This window comes from Lacticaseibacillus thailandensis DSM 22698 = JCM 13996 (assembly GCF_001436135.1).
In the GTDB taxonomy this organism is placed as follows: domain Bacteria; phylum Bacillota; class Bacilli; order Lactobacillales; family Lactobacillaceae; genus Lacticaseibacillus; species Lacticaseibacillus thailandensis.
The window spans coordinates 247,800-265,173 of record NZ_AYZK01000003.1 but is presented as its reverse complement, the minus strand read 5'-3'; the positions used below and the strand labels follow the sequence as shown (position 1 = coordinate 265,173).

14 protein-coding genes are annotated in these 17,374 nt (G+C 54.0%); 5 read left to right on the top strand and 9 right to left on the bottom strand.

The window, feature by feature from the left end:
- Positions 1-21: 21 nt before the first annotated feature.
- On the bottom strand, positions 22-1,251 hold the full coding sequence (locus FD19_RS06530; protein WP_054750507.1) for a hypothetical protein: 1,230 nt from the start codon (positions 1,249-1,251) through the stop codon (positions 22-24).
- A 25-nt stretch (positions 1,252-1,276) separates the two neighbouring features.
- Complete coding sequence (secA2, locus tag FD19_RS06525; RefSeq protein WP_056969414.1) at positions 1,277-3,625, bottom strand: accessory Sec system translocase SecA2; 2,349 nt, start codon at positions 3,623-3,625, stop codon at positions 1,277-1,279.
- Positions 3,626-3,688: 63 nt separating this feature from the next.
- On the opposite strand from secA2, the gene FD19_RS06520 reads away from it, so the two are divergent.
- Complete coding sequence (locus FD19_RS06520) at positions 3,689-3,868, top strand: hypothetical protein (protein ID WP_056969412.1); 180 nt, start codon at positions 3,689-3,691, stop codon at positions 3,866-3,868.
- 13 nt (positions 3,869-3,881) lie between these two features.
- On the opposite strand, the gene FD19_RS06515 is transcribed toward FD19_RS06520, so the two are convergent.
- Positions 3,882-5,450: a hypothetical protein gene (locus tag FD19_RS06515; protein ID WP_056969410.1), complete on the bottom strand. Its 1,569-nt coding sequence runs from the start codon at positions 5,448-5,450 to the stop codon at positions 3,882-3,884.
- Between the two features lie 185 nt (positions 5,451-5,635).
- Here FD19_RS06515 and FD19_RS06510 point away from each other — a divergent pair, with 185 nt between their 5' ends.
- Entirely contained in the window at positions 5,636-6,655 is a 1,020-nt protein-coding gene (locus FD19_RS06510) for a glycosyltransferase (RefSeq protein ID WP_056969408.1), read from the top strand.
- Between the two features lie 158 nt (positions 6,656-6,813).
- Here FD19_RS06510 and FD19_RS06505 read toward each other — a convergent pair whose 3' ends face one another.
- Positions 6,814-8,313: a glycosyltransferase gene (locus FD19_RS06505; RefSeq protein ID WP_056969406.1), complete on the bottom strand. Its 1,500-nt coding sequence runs from the start codon at positions 8,311-8,313 to the stop codon at positions 6,814-6,816.
- Positions 8,314-9,915: a glycosyltransferase family 4 protein gene (locus FD19_RS06500; protein ID WP_056969404.1), complete on the bottom strand. Its 1,602-nt coding sequence runs from the start codon at positions 9,913-9,915 to the stop codon at positions 8,314-8,316. It abuts the gene before it with no gap.
- Between the two features lie 688 nt (positions 9,916-10,603).
- Between FD19_RS06500 and FD19_RS06495 the strand changes: the two genes are divergently transcribed.
- Positions 10,604-11,185, top strand: coding sequence for a TetR/AcrR family transcriptional regulator (locus FD19_RS06495; protein ID WP_056969402.1), 582 nt, complete (start codon positions 10,604-10,606; stop codon positions 11,183-11,185).
- 60 nt (positions 11,186-11,245) lie between these two features.
- On the opposite strand, the gene FD19_RS06490 is transcribed toward FD19_RS06495, so the two are convergent.
- Entirely contained in the window at positions 11,246-12,229 is a 984-nt protein-coding gene (locus FD19_RS06490) for a ketopantoate reductase family protein (protein WP_054750499.1), read from the bottom strand.
- 213 nt (positions 12,230-12,442) lie between these two features.
- Complete coding sequence (locus FD19_RS06485) at positions 12,443-13,618, bottom strand: cation:proton antiporter (RefSeq protein ID WP_056969400.1); 1,176 nt, start codon at positions 13,616-13,618, stop codon at positions 12,443-12,445.
- A gap of 172 nt (positions 13,619-13,790) precedes the next feature.
- On the opposite strand from FD19_RS06485, the gene FD19_RS09730 reads away from it, so the two are divergent.
- Positions 13,791-13,967 (top strand): hypothetical protein, encoded by a 177-nt coding sequence (locus FD19_RS09730; protein ID WP_156321890.1) that lies wholly within the window; start codon positions 13,791-13,793, stop codon positions 13,965-13,967.
- 37 nt (positions 13,968-14,004) lie between these two features.
- On the opposite strand, the gene FD19_RS06480 is transcribed toward FD19_RS09730, so the two are convergent.
- Positions 14,005-14,913, bottom strand: a complete 909-nt coding sequence (locus FD19_RS06480) for an aldo/keto reductase (protein ID WP_275453051.1) — start codon at positions 14,911-14,913, stop codon at positions 14,005-14,007.
- 174 nt (positions 14,914-15,087) lie between these two features.
- On the bottom strand, positions 15,088-16,014 hold the full coding sequence (locus tag FD19_RS06475) for a LysR family transcriptional regulator (protein ID WP_056969396.1): 927 nt from the start codon (positions 16,012-16,014) through the stop codon (positions 15,088-15,090).
- A gap of 119 nt (positions 16,015-16,133) precedes the next feature.
- Between FD19_RS06475 and FD19_RS06470 the strand changes: the two genes are divergently transcribed.
- A complete protein-coding gene (locus tag FD19_RS06470; protein WP_056969394.1) occupies positions 16,134-17,294 on the top strand; it encodes a cobalamin-independent methionine synthase II family protein in 1,161 nt (386 codons plus the stop codon).
- Positions 17,295-17,374: the final 80 nt, after the last annotated feature.

The window sequence follows — 17,374 nt, the reverse complement described above, 5'->3', positions numbered from 1 at the left end:
GCACTCCTTAGACATGCGTAGTTACAAATCCAGTAACCGGTAACGATTCTTTGAGTAGAGCGCCCTAAACTGTTCAATGACGTTGTCAAAGATGGTCACCACAATGAAAATGTTACCCAAAAACAGGGAGTAATTAGCCACGCCGGGCCAAATCAAGCCACAAATGAGTGGAATTACCCCAATCAAGATTTCCACCAAGTTACCGATCGTACACAGCAGGAAAAAGTGGTTGGTGATGAAGCTTTCGGTATCGTCACCGGGAACCACGTTCAGAAAATAATCACCGGCATACTTCAACTGTCTAGCCGTCTGCACCGGCCGCACGTTCATGTAGCCAAACGCATACCCCAGCAACATAATCACAACCGCATAGATGACCATACCGTTGACCGTCTTATACGACGTCCAATGCAGGATGGTGTGCCCAATGGGCTGCCAGCGTAAAGCGGTGTTTTGAATAATCATCTTGGGCAAACTGAATAACGAGTTGGAAAACATAAACGGCATGGCGCCCGCGGTGAGCACCTTGATCGGCAGGTATGAATTACGGTAATCACCTTCTAACAACGTCCGTTGAATTGGTAGCCGCACTTCGCCTTTGTATAGCCAAACCGCCGCAGCCGTGAACAGTAAAATAACAACGGCAGCCGTCAGTAGGTGTTCCGGTGAGAAACTGTAAACTTCATCCCCCCAACCCTGATGCAGGGAATTGGGTGTACTCAACAAGATCCCGGGCAAAATCATAATGGCGGTCGAGCCAATCCCGCGGTTGCTGTTCACGTCGGCTAACCAGGTCACCAGCATGGCGCCGGCCACTAACAGCAACCCCGTCACCCATGGCCCCCAGTCGTACGGGTAACCGAAGAGGTGTAACGGCTGGAGCGCGGACGCGTATAACCGCATCATGGTGATGGCTTGTACGATGGCTAACACTAACACCAGCACCCGCTGAATCAGGCCCGCCTTTTTCATGGAAAGACTATTGATGCTCTTCAAATCCAGACTCTGTACGGCCGACCAGACGATCATCGTCGTCATGTAGGGCGATAATCCCAGCGAAAACAGTGTGGGTAAGTTCAAGCGGCCCCCAGTCGCACTACTCAAAATGGACAGGAAGGTCGGTTGCTTCAATACTGTAGCTGCTGCGACCTGGTCCACACCGGGCAGTATTACTTGCTGCCCCGCAGCTAAAATCATTACTAAGAACAGGGTCCAGGAAACCCGTTTGATTATTTCATGGTTGTCTGACATACAAACATCCTATTCTAGGCACCGCCTATGCAAACTGTAAGTCGATCGATCCATCTGGCTTCATCACCAGTACCGATTGTAGTAGATTTCTGACGATATTTAACTTTACTTTACCCCGCATAACACCGTAACTACGCTGCGATTCCATCTGGTACTCGTAAATAGGGTTGTGTTGCGCCAAACTACGATTATTCGTGATTGCTTGCAGTGACTCCAAGTTATCCACTTGGTCGATCCAGGCATTATCGATGGCTTTGAGTATGGCCACCCGCTGAAAGTATTGCCATTGATCGTTGGCTGGCAGTTGCTGCCGCTTACGTTGTATCCGGTCCTTAATCAGTTGCTCCAAATAGACCACCCGTTCCTGCGGTCGCCCTAATTGCGGCAAGGCAGACGGCAAAAAGTCGCTATCAACATTTTGATAAATAAAGTCCAATATGTCCGCTTCCTGGTACTGGGGGTGCTGCTGAACATAATCCGCCGCCACATTATGAATGACCCGCTGGACGGACGCATCCAAATTTTGGCTATTCATCACGCGGTTCCGCGTACGGTAGATACTTTCGCGCTGAATGCGGAACACTTCCCCATATTGCAAGGTTTGGAAGCGGGACGCACGTTGTGAAACCATCAGCCGTTTTTGCGCGGCATTCACCACACCCTTAAACCGGCCCCGTAACCGCAGCTGTTGTTGTCGCCGACTGGCGTGGCGTTCACGATACTTGGCCACCCAGCGGGGCGAATTTTCCTGCACAACGGTGTCCTCCAAGGAGGTGAAAAAGATACTCGTACCAGGATCACCTTGGCGCCCCGCACGACCACGGAGCTGGTTATCGATCCGCGGGTTATCCATTCGTTCAGTACCCAGAACGAGCAGACCACCCTTTTCGACTACACCATCGGCCAACCGGATATCAGTACCACGTCCGGCCATCGAGGTAGCTACGGTCACGGCACCCATATTTCCGGCTTCAGCCACAATTTTGGCTTCCTTAGCGGCCGAACGCGCATTGAGCAGGTTGTGAGGAATTCCTTCCCGCAACAGCAAGCGTGAGAACAAGTTGGACAACGATAACGATCCCGTTTCAACGAGCACCGGTCGTTGGTTAGCGTGGGCGCGCTTTACCACGTCCAGTGCGGCCATCAGCTTGGCCGTGTTGGTAACATACAACTTATCCGGCAAATCATCGCGAATCATCGGTTTATGCGTGGGGACCGTGTACACGGCTAACCGGTATGTTTCCAAAAATTCATCCGCGTCCGTTTTGGCCGTACCCGTCATCCCCGCCAGCTGGTGAAACATCCGAAACAAGCTCTGATAAGTGATGGAGGCCATAGACCGCTGTTCCTGCGTAATATGCAGATGTTCCTTAGCTTCAACGGCCTGGTGCATCCCCGCCTGCATCTTCATGCCTTGTAGTTGTCGGCCGTTTGCCCGGTCCAGCAAGATAATTTCACCGTTTTCAACCACATAATTCCGATTACGTACAAGTAACACGTTAGCGCGCAATGCCAACACCAAGTGGCGGTATAAGTCCGCATAGTGCTCACCCAACAACCCGGTAATGCCAAAAAACCGTTCCATGCGCTGAATACCGTCGGCAGTAAACCACACGTTCTTGGTGTCTTCACTCCGCTCATAGTCGCGGTCCTCGTCCAGAAGCTTAACCATCTGGTCGGCCATCCCGTACAAGTTCGACTGTACCCGGGGTGCGCCCGAGATAATTAACGGGGTGGAGGCTGTGTCCAGCAACACCGCATCCGCTTCATCGAGTAATGCGAAGCTAAAGCCGTGTAAAAACTGCTCCGTTGGGTTAGCAGCCAAATTATCAAAGAGGTAATCAAAGCCCAAACCGCTATTGGTGGTATACACAATATCGGCTGCATAAATGGCTTGCCGATCACGCTGGTTGTCATCCTGGCCTTCTGCCGCGACCCCGGGCATCACGGTCAGGCCCAGCCAACGGTACACGCGCCCCATTTGCTCCGCGTCACGGTTGGCAAGGTAGCTGTTCGCGGTAATCAAAAAGTTACCCGGACCCGTCAGGCCGTGCAAATACATGGGCATGGTCGCGGTGAGCGTCTTCCCCTCACCTGTTTTCATTTCCACGATATTGTTGAATTCCATGGCCACAGCCCCTAGAATTTGGTTGTCAAAGGGGGCTAGACCCAAGACCCGCTCATCGGCGACACACACCACGGCGTACGCATCCACCATAATGTCCTTCAGCGTGCTCCCGCTATTAATCTGAGCACGCAGCTTGCCCGTCTGGGCCTGCAAATTAGTATCAGACAACGTAGCAAAATATTCGCGCCGCTTAATAATGCGTTTGGTGATGCGACGGTAGCGTCTACTTGATAAAGATAATTTCATATCGGTCCCGCCTCTCCGCAAATAATTGCTTTTAACCGCTAAATCAATATAATGAGGGTTATTATGACAGGTAAAAAAAACAATCTGATTGATCGTGACATTCACGATCGCATTGCTGACGAAGATAAGCTGGTACTACCACCGAAAAAAGAACGGGACCACGGTCGCTTACCGCAAATCATTATTGGTATCGTGATCGCGGCAATCGCGTTATTTGGTATTCTGTACCCACTTTTCAACTAGTCAATGCTATTTATTACGACATTTCGTCAATCATGGCCTGCACGATTGCACGCTCAGGATGTTCATTCTGTAGCCACTGCTTTGTGTTGGCCTTTTGTTGTGGCCGCAGTTCGTCCGGGTGGTTCAGCAAACGTAAAACCATTTGTTGAGCGGCAACCACATCGCTAGTAGCGTGCACTCCGCGCATCAACCGTTGTCCCACCTGCGTAAACTCTGCGTGGTCAGGGCGCAGGAGGGCTACTATCGGCTTGCGTTGGACCTGCATCTCGTATAGCGAGGAAATACCGTCCGTTAAGATGACGTCCGCCGCGGCGGTGAAGCCATACTGACTTTGATGCTCCACCACATTACCGTTTGGGAGCGCCGTAAAGTCACGCAAAAACTGTTCGTACGCAGCCATCGGTAGCCCCGGGTACTGGTCATTACGCAGGTTCTCCCGTAACAGTGGGTGGGGATTAAACACCACGTTCACATCGCCATGGTCCCGCGTCCACTGCAACATCTGCTTGTAAATACGTGGAAAGGTGCCAAAGTTAAACCACGCATCAAAAATACTGTGGTGGGCCATCCACACCACCCGCTTACCAGCGCGGTCATCGGGCCACTGCGGCCGGGCCTGGCGAATTACCTGGGCCTTCATTGAGCCGACATACTGAAAAATGTCCCTGGCAACGAACGAACCACCGATTGCGTGCAACTGCTCCGCACTCAGAGGCTCCGGGGTAAAGTACCGCCAAACGTGCTCGTAATACGGATTTACCAGTAACGATTGGTGGTCAGAATTAGGAAGATTAAGCGCAGATTCAGTAATGGTATACGGTACGTGGATGAGCCGCGACCAGTCGAGGTGTTCAGCGCTTAGTGCGGGCAAGTAATCTGCGTCCCACTCAGACTGACGCACAATAAAGTCTGCCTGCCAGCGGTGCAACCCCGCAACGGCCTCCGTTCCGTCACCAGTAACTTCAATAAAGGCGTACCCACGCTGACTAAAATAGGCTGCCACTTCAGGCAGGGTGTTTTGTGACTCGACGTAATCGAACATTTTGTTGGTCACCAACAGCTTCATTTCAAAACGGTCATCACCATGTACCAGCGTAATTAATGGTTCCAGCGCGGGTAAGGTCTCCATACTTTGGAGAAGGAAGGCCACACGGATGCGTTGGTGTTTGGGTACCATTCGGGCTGCATTTTCGGCCGTCGTCCGCACATCGTGGTGTACCTGGTCCTGCACCCGGTGAACAATTAGGTCCACTAGTTCCGGCGCAAAGCCCGACCCATCGCGTGCCCGCAATGTATGTACAACCTGATCATCTTTGAGGTAATGCCCCACCAGCCCTTGGGAGGCGACTGCCTGCGGAGTAGCCGGTAGTGGGAACGTGGTAGTCGGTCCACCATTACCATCCAGCAACACGAGCTCGTCGTCGTTGAGCTGCCAGCGGCTCTCGTTGAAAGCGGGGTAATTCTTCACCGTGCCATCACTACCAAACTCCATGGCGGTAGTGTACGGTACCCGACCCTGCTGCCCAAAAATAAAATAATGATTTTCTAGGTAATCCGTCCACGCTAATTTATCTATACTCATAACCGGCCTCAACCACGTGTGTTCTGACTGCATTAAAGTCTTGTGCCACCGTGACCACCCAAAAATTACAGCAGTCCAGCAGATTGTCCTGGTGTATAATACCATTATTATAACTACTTGTTCGCCTTATTGGCTAGGCCTCTGAGCGGAAAACACGGCTTCGGTAATTTTTAGGAGGATTCCTCATGCATCGCTGGATTACAAATATGATTCAACCCACTACGGTTAATTCTGTTTTCAAGGCAAAAAACGATATTAATGATATTGCCCAGCGGATGGGCTACCAAACTCTTTCTATCTTTCGTTACGATGTGGAGGCCGATACGGACGATCAATTGTACTCCCGTATTGACGGCATCACCGCGCCCGTCGTCAGCGGTGACCTAGTCATCTTTCAGTACCCCACTAACGACGGGTTCAAGTTTGATGAACAGTTTATGTCCCACCTCGTAGACCGGGGCGTCCACGTGGTCATCCAAATTCACGACGCCGAATGCCTACGTGGCTACGTTCCTTACGATGAGGTGGCATTCTTCAACCGAGCCAGTGCCATCATTACACATAATGACAACATGACTAACGCCTTGGCAGATAAGGGCGTCACTGCACCAATGTTTGCCAACTATGCCTTTGATTATCTGAGTGTAAACACCAAGAACCGTTACACCCAGGCTGATAAGCACCTGGAGAAATCGCTGGTACTGGCCGGTTCCCTTGATAAGTCACGTTACCTAGAACACTGGCCATACCAAACAAACCTCGTCGCCTTTGGCCGCAACGAAACCATGCAGCTGGATCCACAAATTGATTTTCGCGGCGAAGTGAAGCCGGAAGAGTTAGGTTACATCATCCCCTACCGCTTCGGGCTGGCTTGGGATAGCAACATCCCGAATGGTGGTCAGTACAAGGACTACACCCGATTTAATAATCCACACAAAGTCTCGATGTACCTGGCCAACGGCTTACCGGTCGTCTTGTGGAAAGACGCCGGCATGGCGCCGTTCGTCGTCAAAAACCACCTGGGTATCACCATTGAATCCCTCGATGAACTGGACGACGCCCTCGCCGCCTTGTCGCAGGCGGAAATCGATGATATTCTGCAACACGTTGAAACCGTCAAGTGGGCCCTCCGTGATGGCTTCTTCACCCGCCGCGCAATTATGCGTATGGAATTGGCCATTTTGGGACGGCAAATCAAGCTGTAACCACCCGCAAAATAGAATTGCACAAAATGAGGCGGACTGGACAACGGTTATGCCTCGATATACAAACGTGGGCCAGCAACAATCCCTAACTAAGGATCGTTGCTGGCCCACGTTTTAGTTTGCGGACGCTACACTCTGTGTAATATTCCACCTGCCATTTATTGGCGTAATGCCTTCAACCACTTGATCATCACGGGCCCGTACGTAAACTCCCGGGCCCACGCCAAAGCCGCGGCACTCTTGGCAGACCAGTCACGTTTGTCCGTCAGCAACTTGGATACTTTGGCCGCCATCTGCTTGGTGGCATTATCAGGCACGACGTAACCGTTATCCCCGTTCCGCACCAGGTTAGCCGCCCCGTACGGCACGTTATAAGTGACCACCGGCACCCCGTAACTCATCGCTTCGACCAGGTTCATGCCGAAACTCTCGGAGCTGGAAGTTTGCACGATCACGTCGGCCGTAGCGTACACGTGGGCCAGGTCTCGTTGGCTCAGGTAGGCGCCGACAATTACGTGGTCCTTCAACCCCAACTTGTTGATCTGGCGGTTGAGGTTGGCCAGCGTGGCGTCATCCGGTGCGTAACCATAAAGGTGCAGTTGCGCGTTGGGCACGCGTTGGACCACCTGGGCCATCATCTGGATGGCTTGTTCGGGGCGCTTATCCGGCCCAAACCGGCCAACAAAGATAACCGTTGGCTGTGCGCCCGCCTGGTGGTCATACGTCGTAGGCACGGTGGTATCGGGTGCCACCCGCACCGTCATGTCGGGGAACCGTTGCTGCAACTCGTGCTGTTGCTCGGGAGTGGCCACAAAGACCCCATCAAATGCATCCGCGCGGTCTTGCAACAGGGTGCGGTACACGTTGAGGATGTGTCCGCGTCCCGGGGTCGCAGGCTTATCGGTATGCACCCCGTGCAAGTAACCCCACTTGGCCTTGGCCCCCTGCACGTCAGCCACGACGTAATCCAGAGTGTGGCGGTCACTGATCAAGATTGCCTGGTCATCTTTGCTAATCAGCTCGTTCAGGAAGAACAGGAACAACTGGTCCTCCGTATTGAAGCGGTAATTGTGCCCACGATAGTTCAACAGTTCCCACATCGAGGGAGCCAACTGCCCGTTGACGTTCATCCAGACCTCTTCCAAAACGGGACGACCCTGCCGGTTAAAGTAAGTGCGCGAGGCCACACTCCCGTCCGGGTGGAAGTGATCTTGCGAGGACTTAAATCCACGCCAGTCCCAGTTCTCCCGGGCGACGATGTTGCCGCGCAGGTCGCGGCTCTCCACGTCCATCGTCAAACCCACCGTGGCGGGTAAAACGTTAATGCGGCCGACTTCCCGGCCTGCATGCTTGATCACCGAATAGTTGGCACTCACACCATCCACGTGGTACTTATTCAGCGGAACCTCCGGCAACAGGCGGAGATTTTGCTCCCGCCGTGGCACGTCCAGAGTGTCCTGAAAAAAGTCGTACATGTTGATCGATTCCTGGGGGTTCAGGCCAATGTTCGCTAAATCCCGGCTGAGGAACCGGTTGTAGTTACGCGAAACGTAGTAGGCCCGCTCGCCCTCAGCGTTGAACAGGTTGGTGCGCCGGGCCGCTGCGTGTTCCGTCCCCGAATTCAAGCCGAAAACATTTTCCGTTATGAAGTAATACATCTACTTGTCCCCCTTTGCTGCCGTTCCGTCGAGCCGCGCCGCCGCCAACTTAGCCGGCCACAGCTGGTCGGCGTCGTCAAGTAGCGCCCGCCAGGCCTGCCAGACATTCGCCTCGGAGTACCGCTCAGCTGAAGCGTACGCCGCGGTGCTGTAGCGCTGCGCGAGGTCGGGATCCTGCAGAATTTCGATGGCGGCCTGGGCAAAGGCATCGATGTCACCGTATGGCACCACCCGCCCATTTACGTGGTCCTGGGTAATCTCGTTTGGTCCGTAATTGACGTCATAGGTGATGGGAATCAACCCGTGGGCGATGGCTTCCATGATGGCGAGGTTAAAGCCCTCCATGTTGGACGTTAACCCATACAACATGGCATCGTTCTCGGCCGTATCGACGTCAGTCGTGTACCCCTTGAACGTTACGGCATCTCCGAGGTGGTTGGCGTCGATCACGCGCTGCACCGCCCGCTTAGCTGCGTAATTATTGTTGTTATCAGCATAACCGTACAGGTCCAGCGTTGCTGCTGGTACCGCCGCGTGGATCTGTGCGAACGCCTTGGTCAGCTGATCCAGTTGCTTTTCTGGCGCAATGCGGGCAAAGACGACCATTTTACCAAAGGTGCGTTCGCTCACCGGAATACGTGGAGCCTGTAACAGGCGGTCGGGTACCACGCCCACCGGGATCGTAAAGAGCTTAGCCGTCGGGTGGTAGCGCCGTTCGACGTCGGCGCTTTGCTTGTGCGTCGACGAAACGATGGCGTCGTAGCCGTTAATGGCATTGAGGGTGAACTCGTAGTTGTTGTTAACGATGGGCGCCATCGGATCCTGGCCGCTCGCGTGGGCGTTGTGCAGATGATTAACGGTGTACGCTGGCCGGTCGAGGTGCAACAGGCCCCAGTCCGCCACGTGTCCGCGGTCCAACACAAAGATGTTGGGGTGCTCCTGGGACCAGTACTCAGCATTCAGGTCATTGAGAAACTGCAACGTCAATTCCTCGACCGTATCGAACATGTACACTTTGCCGTCGTTGCGGTCCGTCAGGCGCCAGCCGGTCGCGGTCAGTTCGCCCGTATTGTCCGGGCGGTAGAACTTTTCTACCACGGGCAGCCCGTGCACATCCAGCCAAGCCTCGGTACCAATTTTGTTGTCAGGCGTGTACCACTGTTCCAGCGTACGGAACCCCCGCGTGTCGTAATAATCCACGCGGTACAAGTTGCCAAAGCCGTCGAACAGCTCGGTGGATGTCACCACCTGGTCGTCGCCGGTGAAGTTGACCCGCGCTACCAGCTGGTTCTGCGCGTTATACACCAAAAAGCGAGTGGCTTCCTCCGTCGCGTGGGTACCCCCCACGCCAAAATCAAGGTCCGCTAAGTGTACTGGGTGGTCTGGCAGCGTCATGGCGTCTTGAAAGTATTCAAACATATTAATTAGCTTGTCGTCGGGCACTCCCGCCGCCCGCGTGACCGGGTGCAACTTGGGGTCCCAGTCCCGCACGATCAGCCGGTAGTCCTCATGGTGATCATTAAACAACTCAATGCGTTTGAGTTGTGCAAACTCGATCCCTGACTTGTTAGCCTGCATAATACTGTTAATGAAAAATATCACTTCAACAACCCCTTACTTTGGCTTTCAACGGCTTTGTGTGTCTACGCTCTATTTTAATCCATCTACGCCGCTGCGCATAACGCAACGACCGGTACGTGGCACACAGGTTACCCTCATGTTAACGCGGACCGTGACCCACACGCTTAGCGACCACCCACTCCCAAAACTAACTTAACTTTCTCGGTGCACGCGCCCACCACTCGTAGTGCCGTTTGCAGCCGTTTTTGATAGGTCCATGTTATTTTGGCCACCAAATGGTTAGCCGCCGCCCACGCATTTATCATGCAGTACCGATCTTGCTCATCTAATTGCCACGTGCAACTATTCATGTCACCAACCACGCCAGCACGCCGCAATACGGCCGGCACGGGCTGACGACCGTCAACTTAACGTTTGGCCTTGACCTGCCCCCACAGCGCACCCAGTCACCCGGTAAAACTCGACTTTTCCGCGCTAATTGTCTGGTGACCAACCGTTATCCCATTTTGTACAATACGGGTGGGCTTGGGTATGCTCATAGCCGCACGCACACCACCTAGTCCCCGGCACGTAGCCACCGACCAGACAGCCACTATCAATAGTTCTTATATTTTGGTATAGGCGTACCCGTAATATCCTGATATGACAACACAACATATATAATGATGAACAATTGCACCCTACCCTGAAACCACGGAGGAAATTTACCTTGGCCAACCATAACCGCAACTGGGAACGTACGCATCAGCGCATCGCACAAGCCGTCTTTTCCCTGTGGTCACAAAAACCCATCAACAAGATTACCGTCAACGAAGTCTGCCAACTGGTGGGCATCAACCGGTCGACGTTCTATGAACACTACGACAGCATCTACACCGTCGTGGACGAAACCGGCGACAGTGCCTACAACCTGTTACTGACCTTTTTCTACCCCGAAACCGGGAAGTTTTACCTCGCCAGCAGCCTCGAAGACGCCGCCATGCACTTCTTAGCGATGATCAAAGCGGACGAGGCGTTCTACCGCGTCTACTTTGCCCACCTCAACACGTTACCGTTCGGTCACGATGAGCCCCTGTATGAACGTCTGCACGAGGCGCTCATCGAGCCGTACCATCAGCGCCACCCAGAACTATCCGTCCTGGAACTGGACTACATGCTCTCCACCTTTGAAGCGTCCATCGCCATGATTCTGCGCGAGTGGACCCAAAATGACTGCCGGGACCCCGCCACCAGCCTGGCGCGCGTCATTACCCTCCAGCCGCTGATTGCCCAGTTTAAGGAAGATGAATAACCACAGCTAAAAGCCCTACCGTAGGCACTTACGGTAGGGCTTTGTCGTACTATCGGGATGTTACCGTGCCAAAACGGCAGCGCGGAACGCATCCATATCAAAAGTTTTGCCAAACTCAGCCAGGTGGACCAAGTTGCGCAGAAAATTATGCGTCGTAGCTTCAAAGCCGTGGGCATGCCCCACCTCATAGATGTAGCCGTTGATATAATCGACCTCAGTGGGCCGGTTCTTCGACATGTCCTGATACATCGACGGGTAGTGCAATGGGTTGGCGTCCCGACTAACGTGCACCACGCTCTGCCATTCCTCCTCACGAGTATTCAGCAGTTGAATTCCAGCCGCCTCACAGGCACTGTAAGCTTCGTCAATTAACTGTCGGGACAGTTTTTCCGCCACCGGTGACGCGATGAATTCCCCCATGGTGATCTCAAACATCGTACATAGCGTATTGACCACCGAGTTAAACGTAACTTTGGCCATTAACGTGCCCACAAAGTTGTCCGTCAAGTTCGGGTTGAGGTGCGCCGCCTGAAAGTCCGTGACCACTTGGTGGGTAAAGTCGTCCGCCACTTCTGTTTGCGGGCAGATGTTCATGGTACCAGCGCCGGGCCGACCAATAAAGTCAACGTCGCCGGGACCATTCAGGACCGTCGCAATCAGTGCAGTCCCACCCAGAACGTGCTCCTGGGGGAAGTACTGGTTGATCTTTTCAATGTGACCCATACCGTTCATACAAGTAATGGCGTACTGGTGCGGCTTGAAAAAGTGCGCACACTCCGTCAACATTTTCTGCAATCCCATTTGCTTGCAGAAAATAATGTAAGCGTCGGGGTCACCGGTGTACTCCTCCGGCCGGTAAATATTGATTGGCACGAGGTGCTTATCCTCACCATCACGGGACACAAACACCCCACCCTGCGAGTGAATCGTGTCTACTTCAGGGTCCCAGTTATCGACAAAGTCGACCTTCATCCCCGCAACCTCTTGTAACAAGACCCCATACCGTAACCCCATGGCGCCGGCACCAAGAACCGTATAATGCATAAGCTTACCCCCTGCGCGCTCCCAAATGAACGCGATGCAATTAAAGTAACTGAGTGATCATCAAAGTGCGTTGGCATTAGTATGAGACTTTTATTAAACAAAATCAAGATAAATTGCCATTTTGCTCTCACACAATTCGCCAGTAATTCTCATGGCCAGCAAAAAGCCGCCGACCACACTGGTCGACGGCTAGCATAGGCTACGTGCCCACAGTTAGTGGGTCGTCGCCGCCCGGTTCGCCCGGGCAATACTAAATTTCAACATGAACGGTGCAACGATGGTCACCACGATGATGGCCAAAATAATCGACGAATAAAAATCAGGCCGCAGCAGGTGCGCTGCATAACCAATCTGGGCAGTGATGAGCCCCATCTCGCCACGGGAGATCATCCCCGCCCCAATGACGTGTGCACTGGACCGCTCAAATCCGCTCAGACGGGCCCCCAGGCCACAACCCCAGAGTTTGGTCACGACACCCAGTACACTCAGCACTAGGATGAACAGCCAGTCGCGGCTAAGGCCATCGAACTTCACGTTCAGCCCCACGCTCACGAAGAACAACGGGATAAACGTTGCATAGCCCAGCGGTTCGATGTCCGATAGCGCTTCGGCTTTGTAATCCGTCTGCGCCACCGCGACTCCAGCAAAGAAGGCCCCAACCGCGCCACTGAGGCCCACTTCCTCCGCCAGCCACGCGGTACCCAGGCAGATCACCATCGCCATGATGGTCGAACTACTGGTCATCGTCAGCCGGTCACTGAAGTGTAACAACATTGGTGTCAACCACCGGATCAGGATGTAGATGAACACGAAGAACGCCACCTGCTCCCCAAGGACGATTGCTAGGTTACTTTGTTGCCCCCCCGTATTCAGGCCCTCACCGCCAAGAATCGCAATCATGACGCTCAACAGGATGACCCCGATAATGTCATCAGCCACGGCCGCACCAAGGATGGTGGCCCCTTCGCGCGTGTTGAGGTAGTGGAACTCTTTAAGCACGGCCACCGAAATGGAGACCGACGTTGCGGAGAAGATCACGCCGATAAACGCCGCCTCGGTCCAGCTCACGCCAAACCCACGGCTCGCCAGCCCAACCAGCACCACGGGCATGATGACCCCAGCGCAGGCAACAATCAATGCCGGCCGTAGGTACCGCTTGAGGAGGTCGATATCACTCTCCATGCCCCCAAGGAACATCAGGATAACGACCCCGATGTCCGCAAAGGTGGTCAGGTTGGTGTCAGCGTGGACCCAACCCAACATGGCGGGTCCCAGTACCACCCCCACTAGTAGCTGCGGCACTACGGCGGGTAACCCCACGCGTTGGCCCAGGTGTCCCGCCAACAACGTAGTAATTAATAATAGCGTTAATGTCCCAATAAAAGCCATTGTTGCCCCTCCCCTGCCAATCACTACACACGCCGTGATATTCCTGCCATCACGGTGCTATATTGCTATATAGTTTACCATACCAATAATTCGGCGGACAAAGCATATCGCCATCACCGATAGCGGACGCCTCCCCCGCAGTATATAATCCACTTTGAAGGGAGTGTGGCGAATGCAATTACGACGCGTGGTGGGTGTCATCGGCATGTTACTAGGCCTGAGCCTAATTCTGGGTAGCTCCATGGGCGTGAAGGACCAGGTGGCCTTCTTCATTATGGATGCCCTGGGCCTCGTTGTGTTCCTGTGGGGTCACCAAATCTGGCGCAGTGGGCGGCATAAAAAGCACTAAAAAAGCGGTGTTGCGTAAACACCGCTTAATTAATTCATTAGTCATCGTAGTCCGGCGCCGAGTCGGGCCATTTTTGCGTGGCCATCCCGTAGTCAGTGTCGGTACCGTACCACCCAAAAGCGTCGTACCACAGGGAGTGACGGTTCTGATCCAACCCGGCGATGGCCTGCATGTCCTGTTCGTCGAGGGCAAAGTCAAAAATGTCGGCATTTTCTACCATCCGCTGTTCGTGCACAGTCTTGGGGATCGTGACCACGCCACTTTGCACGTCGTAACGCAGGATAATCTGCGCCGCGCTCTTGTGGTGCTTCTGGGCAATCAGGCCGACGACGGGGTTACTCAACGCCTGCCCACCACCGAGCGGCGACCAACCCTCGACGACAATGTTGTGCGCGGCTGCGAAATCACGCATTTCGTGTTCCTGCATTACCGGGTTAAATTCGACCTGGTTCACGGCCGGCTGAACGGTGGCTGACCGCATCAAAACCTGTAATCGCTGGACGTCAAAGTTGGACACGCCAATGGCCCGTACCCGGCCGTCACGGTACAGTTTCTCCAGCGCCCGCCACGTTGCCACGTACAAACCGTCCACCGGCCAGTGGATCAGGTACAGGTCGAGGTAATCCAGTTGCAGACGCCGCATGGTCCCCTCAAATTTAGCGAGGGTGCGCTCATAGCCGTGATCGCCGTTCATTACTTTGGACGTCACAAAGACGTCTTGTCGCCGAACGGAACCATCGGCAAAAGCGGCGGCCAGGCCGCGACCCACGCCCGCTTCGTTACCGTACTGTTTAGCGGTATCAATCATGCGGTAGCCATGCCTGATGGCTGCGGTCACGGATGCGGCAGCGGTGGTATTATCCGTCTGCCAGACGCCGAGGCCAAAGCGGGGCATAGCCACCCCATTGTTGAGTTGAATGGTGCTCGTTAAGTCCAATTGTGCCAAAATCATTGCCTCCCACTTGTTGTCACCATTACGATACTCCTGTTCACGGTGGGGGTTAAGCAAATAGCACGCGGCGCAACTAACTGCTGACCAATACGGTGCATGTGGGCGATATGCATCGAGTAATGCGGCGCCACACGACCGGTACCGCGAGCCCCGGACTCGACCGACAAATCAATCCCCGTACACCGTGAAGCCGTACCCGCGGATGTGGTCTTTGAGCATGACGAGGTAGCGTTCCGCCGTATCGCTCAGCTCCATCTTCCGGTGCTGTAGGTACCCCAGCGTCATCGAGTCATCGACAGCCAACGGAATCGCCACGATTTTTTCGTCGTTCAGCTCGCTAGAAATGATGCCCGAACTGATAGTGTACCCGTTCAACCCCACCATCAGGTTGAAGATCGTCGCCCGGTCGCTAATTTGAATGTGCTTCTTGTGTGGTAACGTACTAAGAATCTCTTCGGCAAAGTAAAACGAGTTGGTATCCCCCTGTTCGTAGGATAAGTACGGGTAATCACGCAAATCGTCCAGCGTTAACCGCGCCTTTTTGGTCAGCGGGTTATCACGCCCCACAAAGACGTGCGGCAGGGCCTTAAATAACGGGACGAACTCCAAATCCTTCTCCGCAATCAGCCGCCGCATCACCGTTGCGTTGAACGGGTTCAAATAAATCACACCCAACTCGCTACGCAAAGTTGCCACGTCGTTCAGTACGTTCTCCGTCTGTGTTTCCCGCAGCGTGAATTGGTAAGCATCCCCACCAATTTCGCGCACGAGGTCGACAAAGGCATGCACCACGAAGGCGTAATGTTGGGCCGACACGCTGAACACCCGCTTGCGGACGTTGCCCTGACCAAAGTGTTCTTCCAGCAGCCCCACCTGGTCCAACACCCCACGCGAATAGTTGATGAACTCACGCCCGGCGTCCGTCAGCGTAATGCCGCCGCGACTACGATAAAACAACTGGATGTTAAACTCCTTTTCCAGTTCCTTCATCGCCTGCGACAACGACGGCTGACTAATGTACAGTTGTTTGGCCGCCTCGTTGATCGACCCCGTTGCCGCAATTTTCTCTAAATACTGTAATTGTTGAATCCGCATCTTCCCGCCTCCGTATTATAGGTGTTGCCTATTATATCACCAAGATATTAAGAATTACCTCATCAACGGACAAAGTGGTTAGAATGGTCTCAATCATAAAAAACACGGAGGCAACCAACATGACTAAATCTCGTTTTCAAATCGTCGGCTCGCTATTACGGCCAGCCAACCTACTTACCTACAAGGATCAGATCGAACATCGTGACGATATCCAGTACCCCTTCTATCAGGATTTTCCCGGCTACCAGGAAACCGAAACGGCCGCCATTAAGCAGGTAATTGCTGAGGAAAAGGCACACGGTATCGACGTCCTCACTGACGGCGAGTACAGCAAGTCGATGTGGCACCTGGACTTCCTTTGGGGCTTTCACGGCGTTGAACGTTACATTACCGACCACGGCTACACCTTCGAGGACCATGACGGAGGCCACTTTGAAACCCGCAAGGACATCGGCATCCGCATCACCGCGCCACTCTCGGGTAAAAACCACCACTTCATCGACATCTTCAAGGAACTGAAGGCTCAGGCCGGTGACAACGACGTGAAGACCACCGTCTGGGGTGCCGCCCACGCCTTCACCGAACTGTCCGTGTTTGACCACCTCTATGGTGAGGGCCAGGTTTACCCCACTGCGGACGCGCTCAAGGATGGCTTGATCAACGCCTACAAGGAATTCCTGACTGAGTATAAAGCCGCTGGTGGTACCATCATTCAGTTTGACGACTGCCTCTGGGAGCTGTTCGCTGACGACAACCAACAGAGCTTCTTCGCGGACGGCAAAGGTGGCGTGGATGGTCTGGCCGACGAGTTCGTCGCCATCAACAACGCCGTCACCGACTATGGCCACCAACTGGGTTTGAAGGTATGGACGCACAACTGCCGTGGCAACTATGCCAGCCGGCACGCTGCGGGTGGTTCCTACGCCGCCATCGCGCAGAAGTTCCTGCACGACCAGCACTACGACCGTTTCTTCCTGGAATGGGACGACGACCGTGCCGGCAGTATCGAGGCCCTCAAAGCCCTGCAGGACCGGCCCAACGTCGAGGTCGTCTTGGGTGCTCTATCCAGTAAGACCAGCACGTTGGACGATGAGGATCGCGTTCTCCGGTTGCTGGACAAGGCAAGTGCCATTTTGGGCAAGAACCGCTTGTACCTGTCTCACCAGTGCGGCTTTGCTTCCTGCGATGGTGGTAACGAACTAACTGCCGCTCAGCAGTGGGCCAAGATCGACCAGGGTCAGCGCATCGCCGCCAAGTACTGGGCTCACGCCACGGTTTAACGGCCAGCCCACCAGGACGACGGCACCATGATCACAGAGCAAATAAACACCCGCTCGCACCGCGTATAGTAACGGTCGGG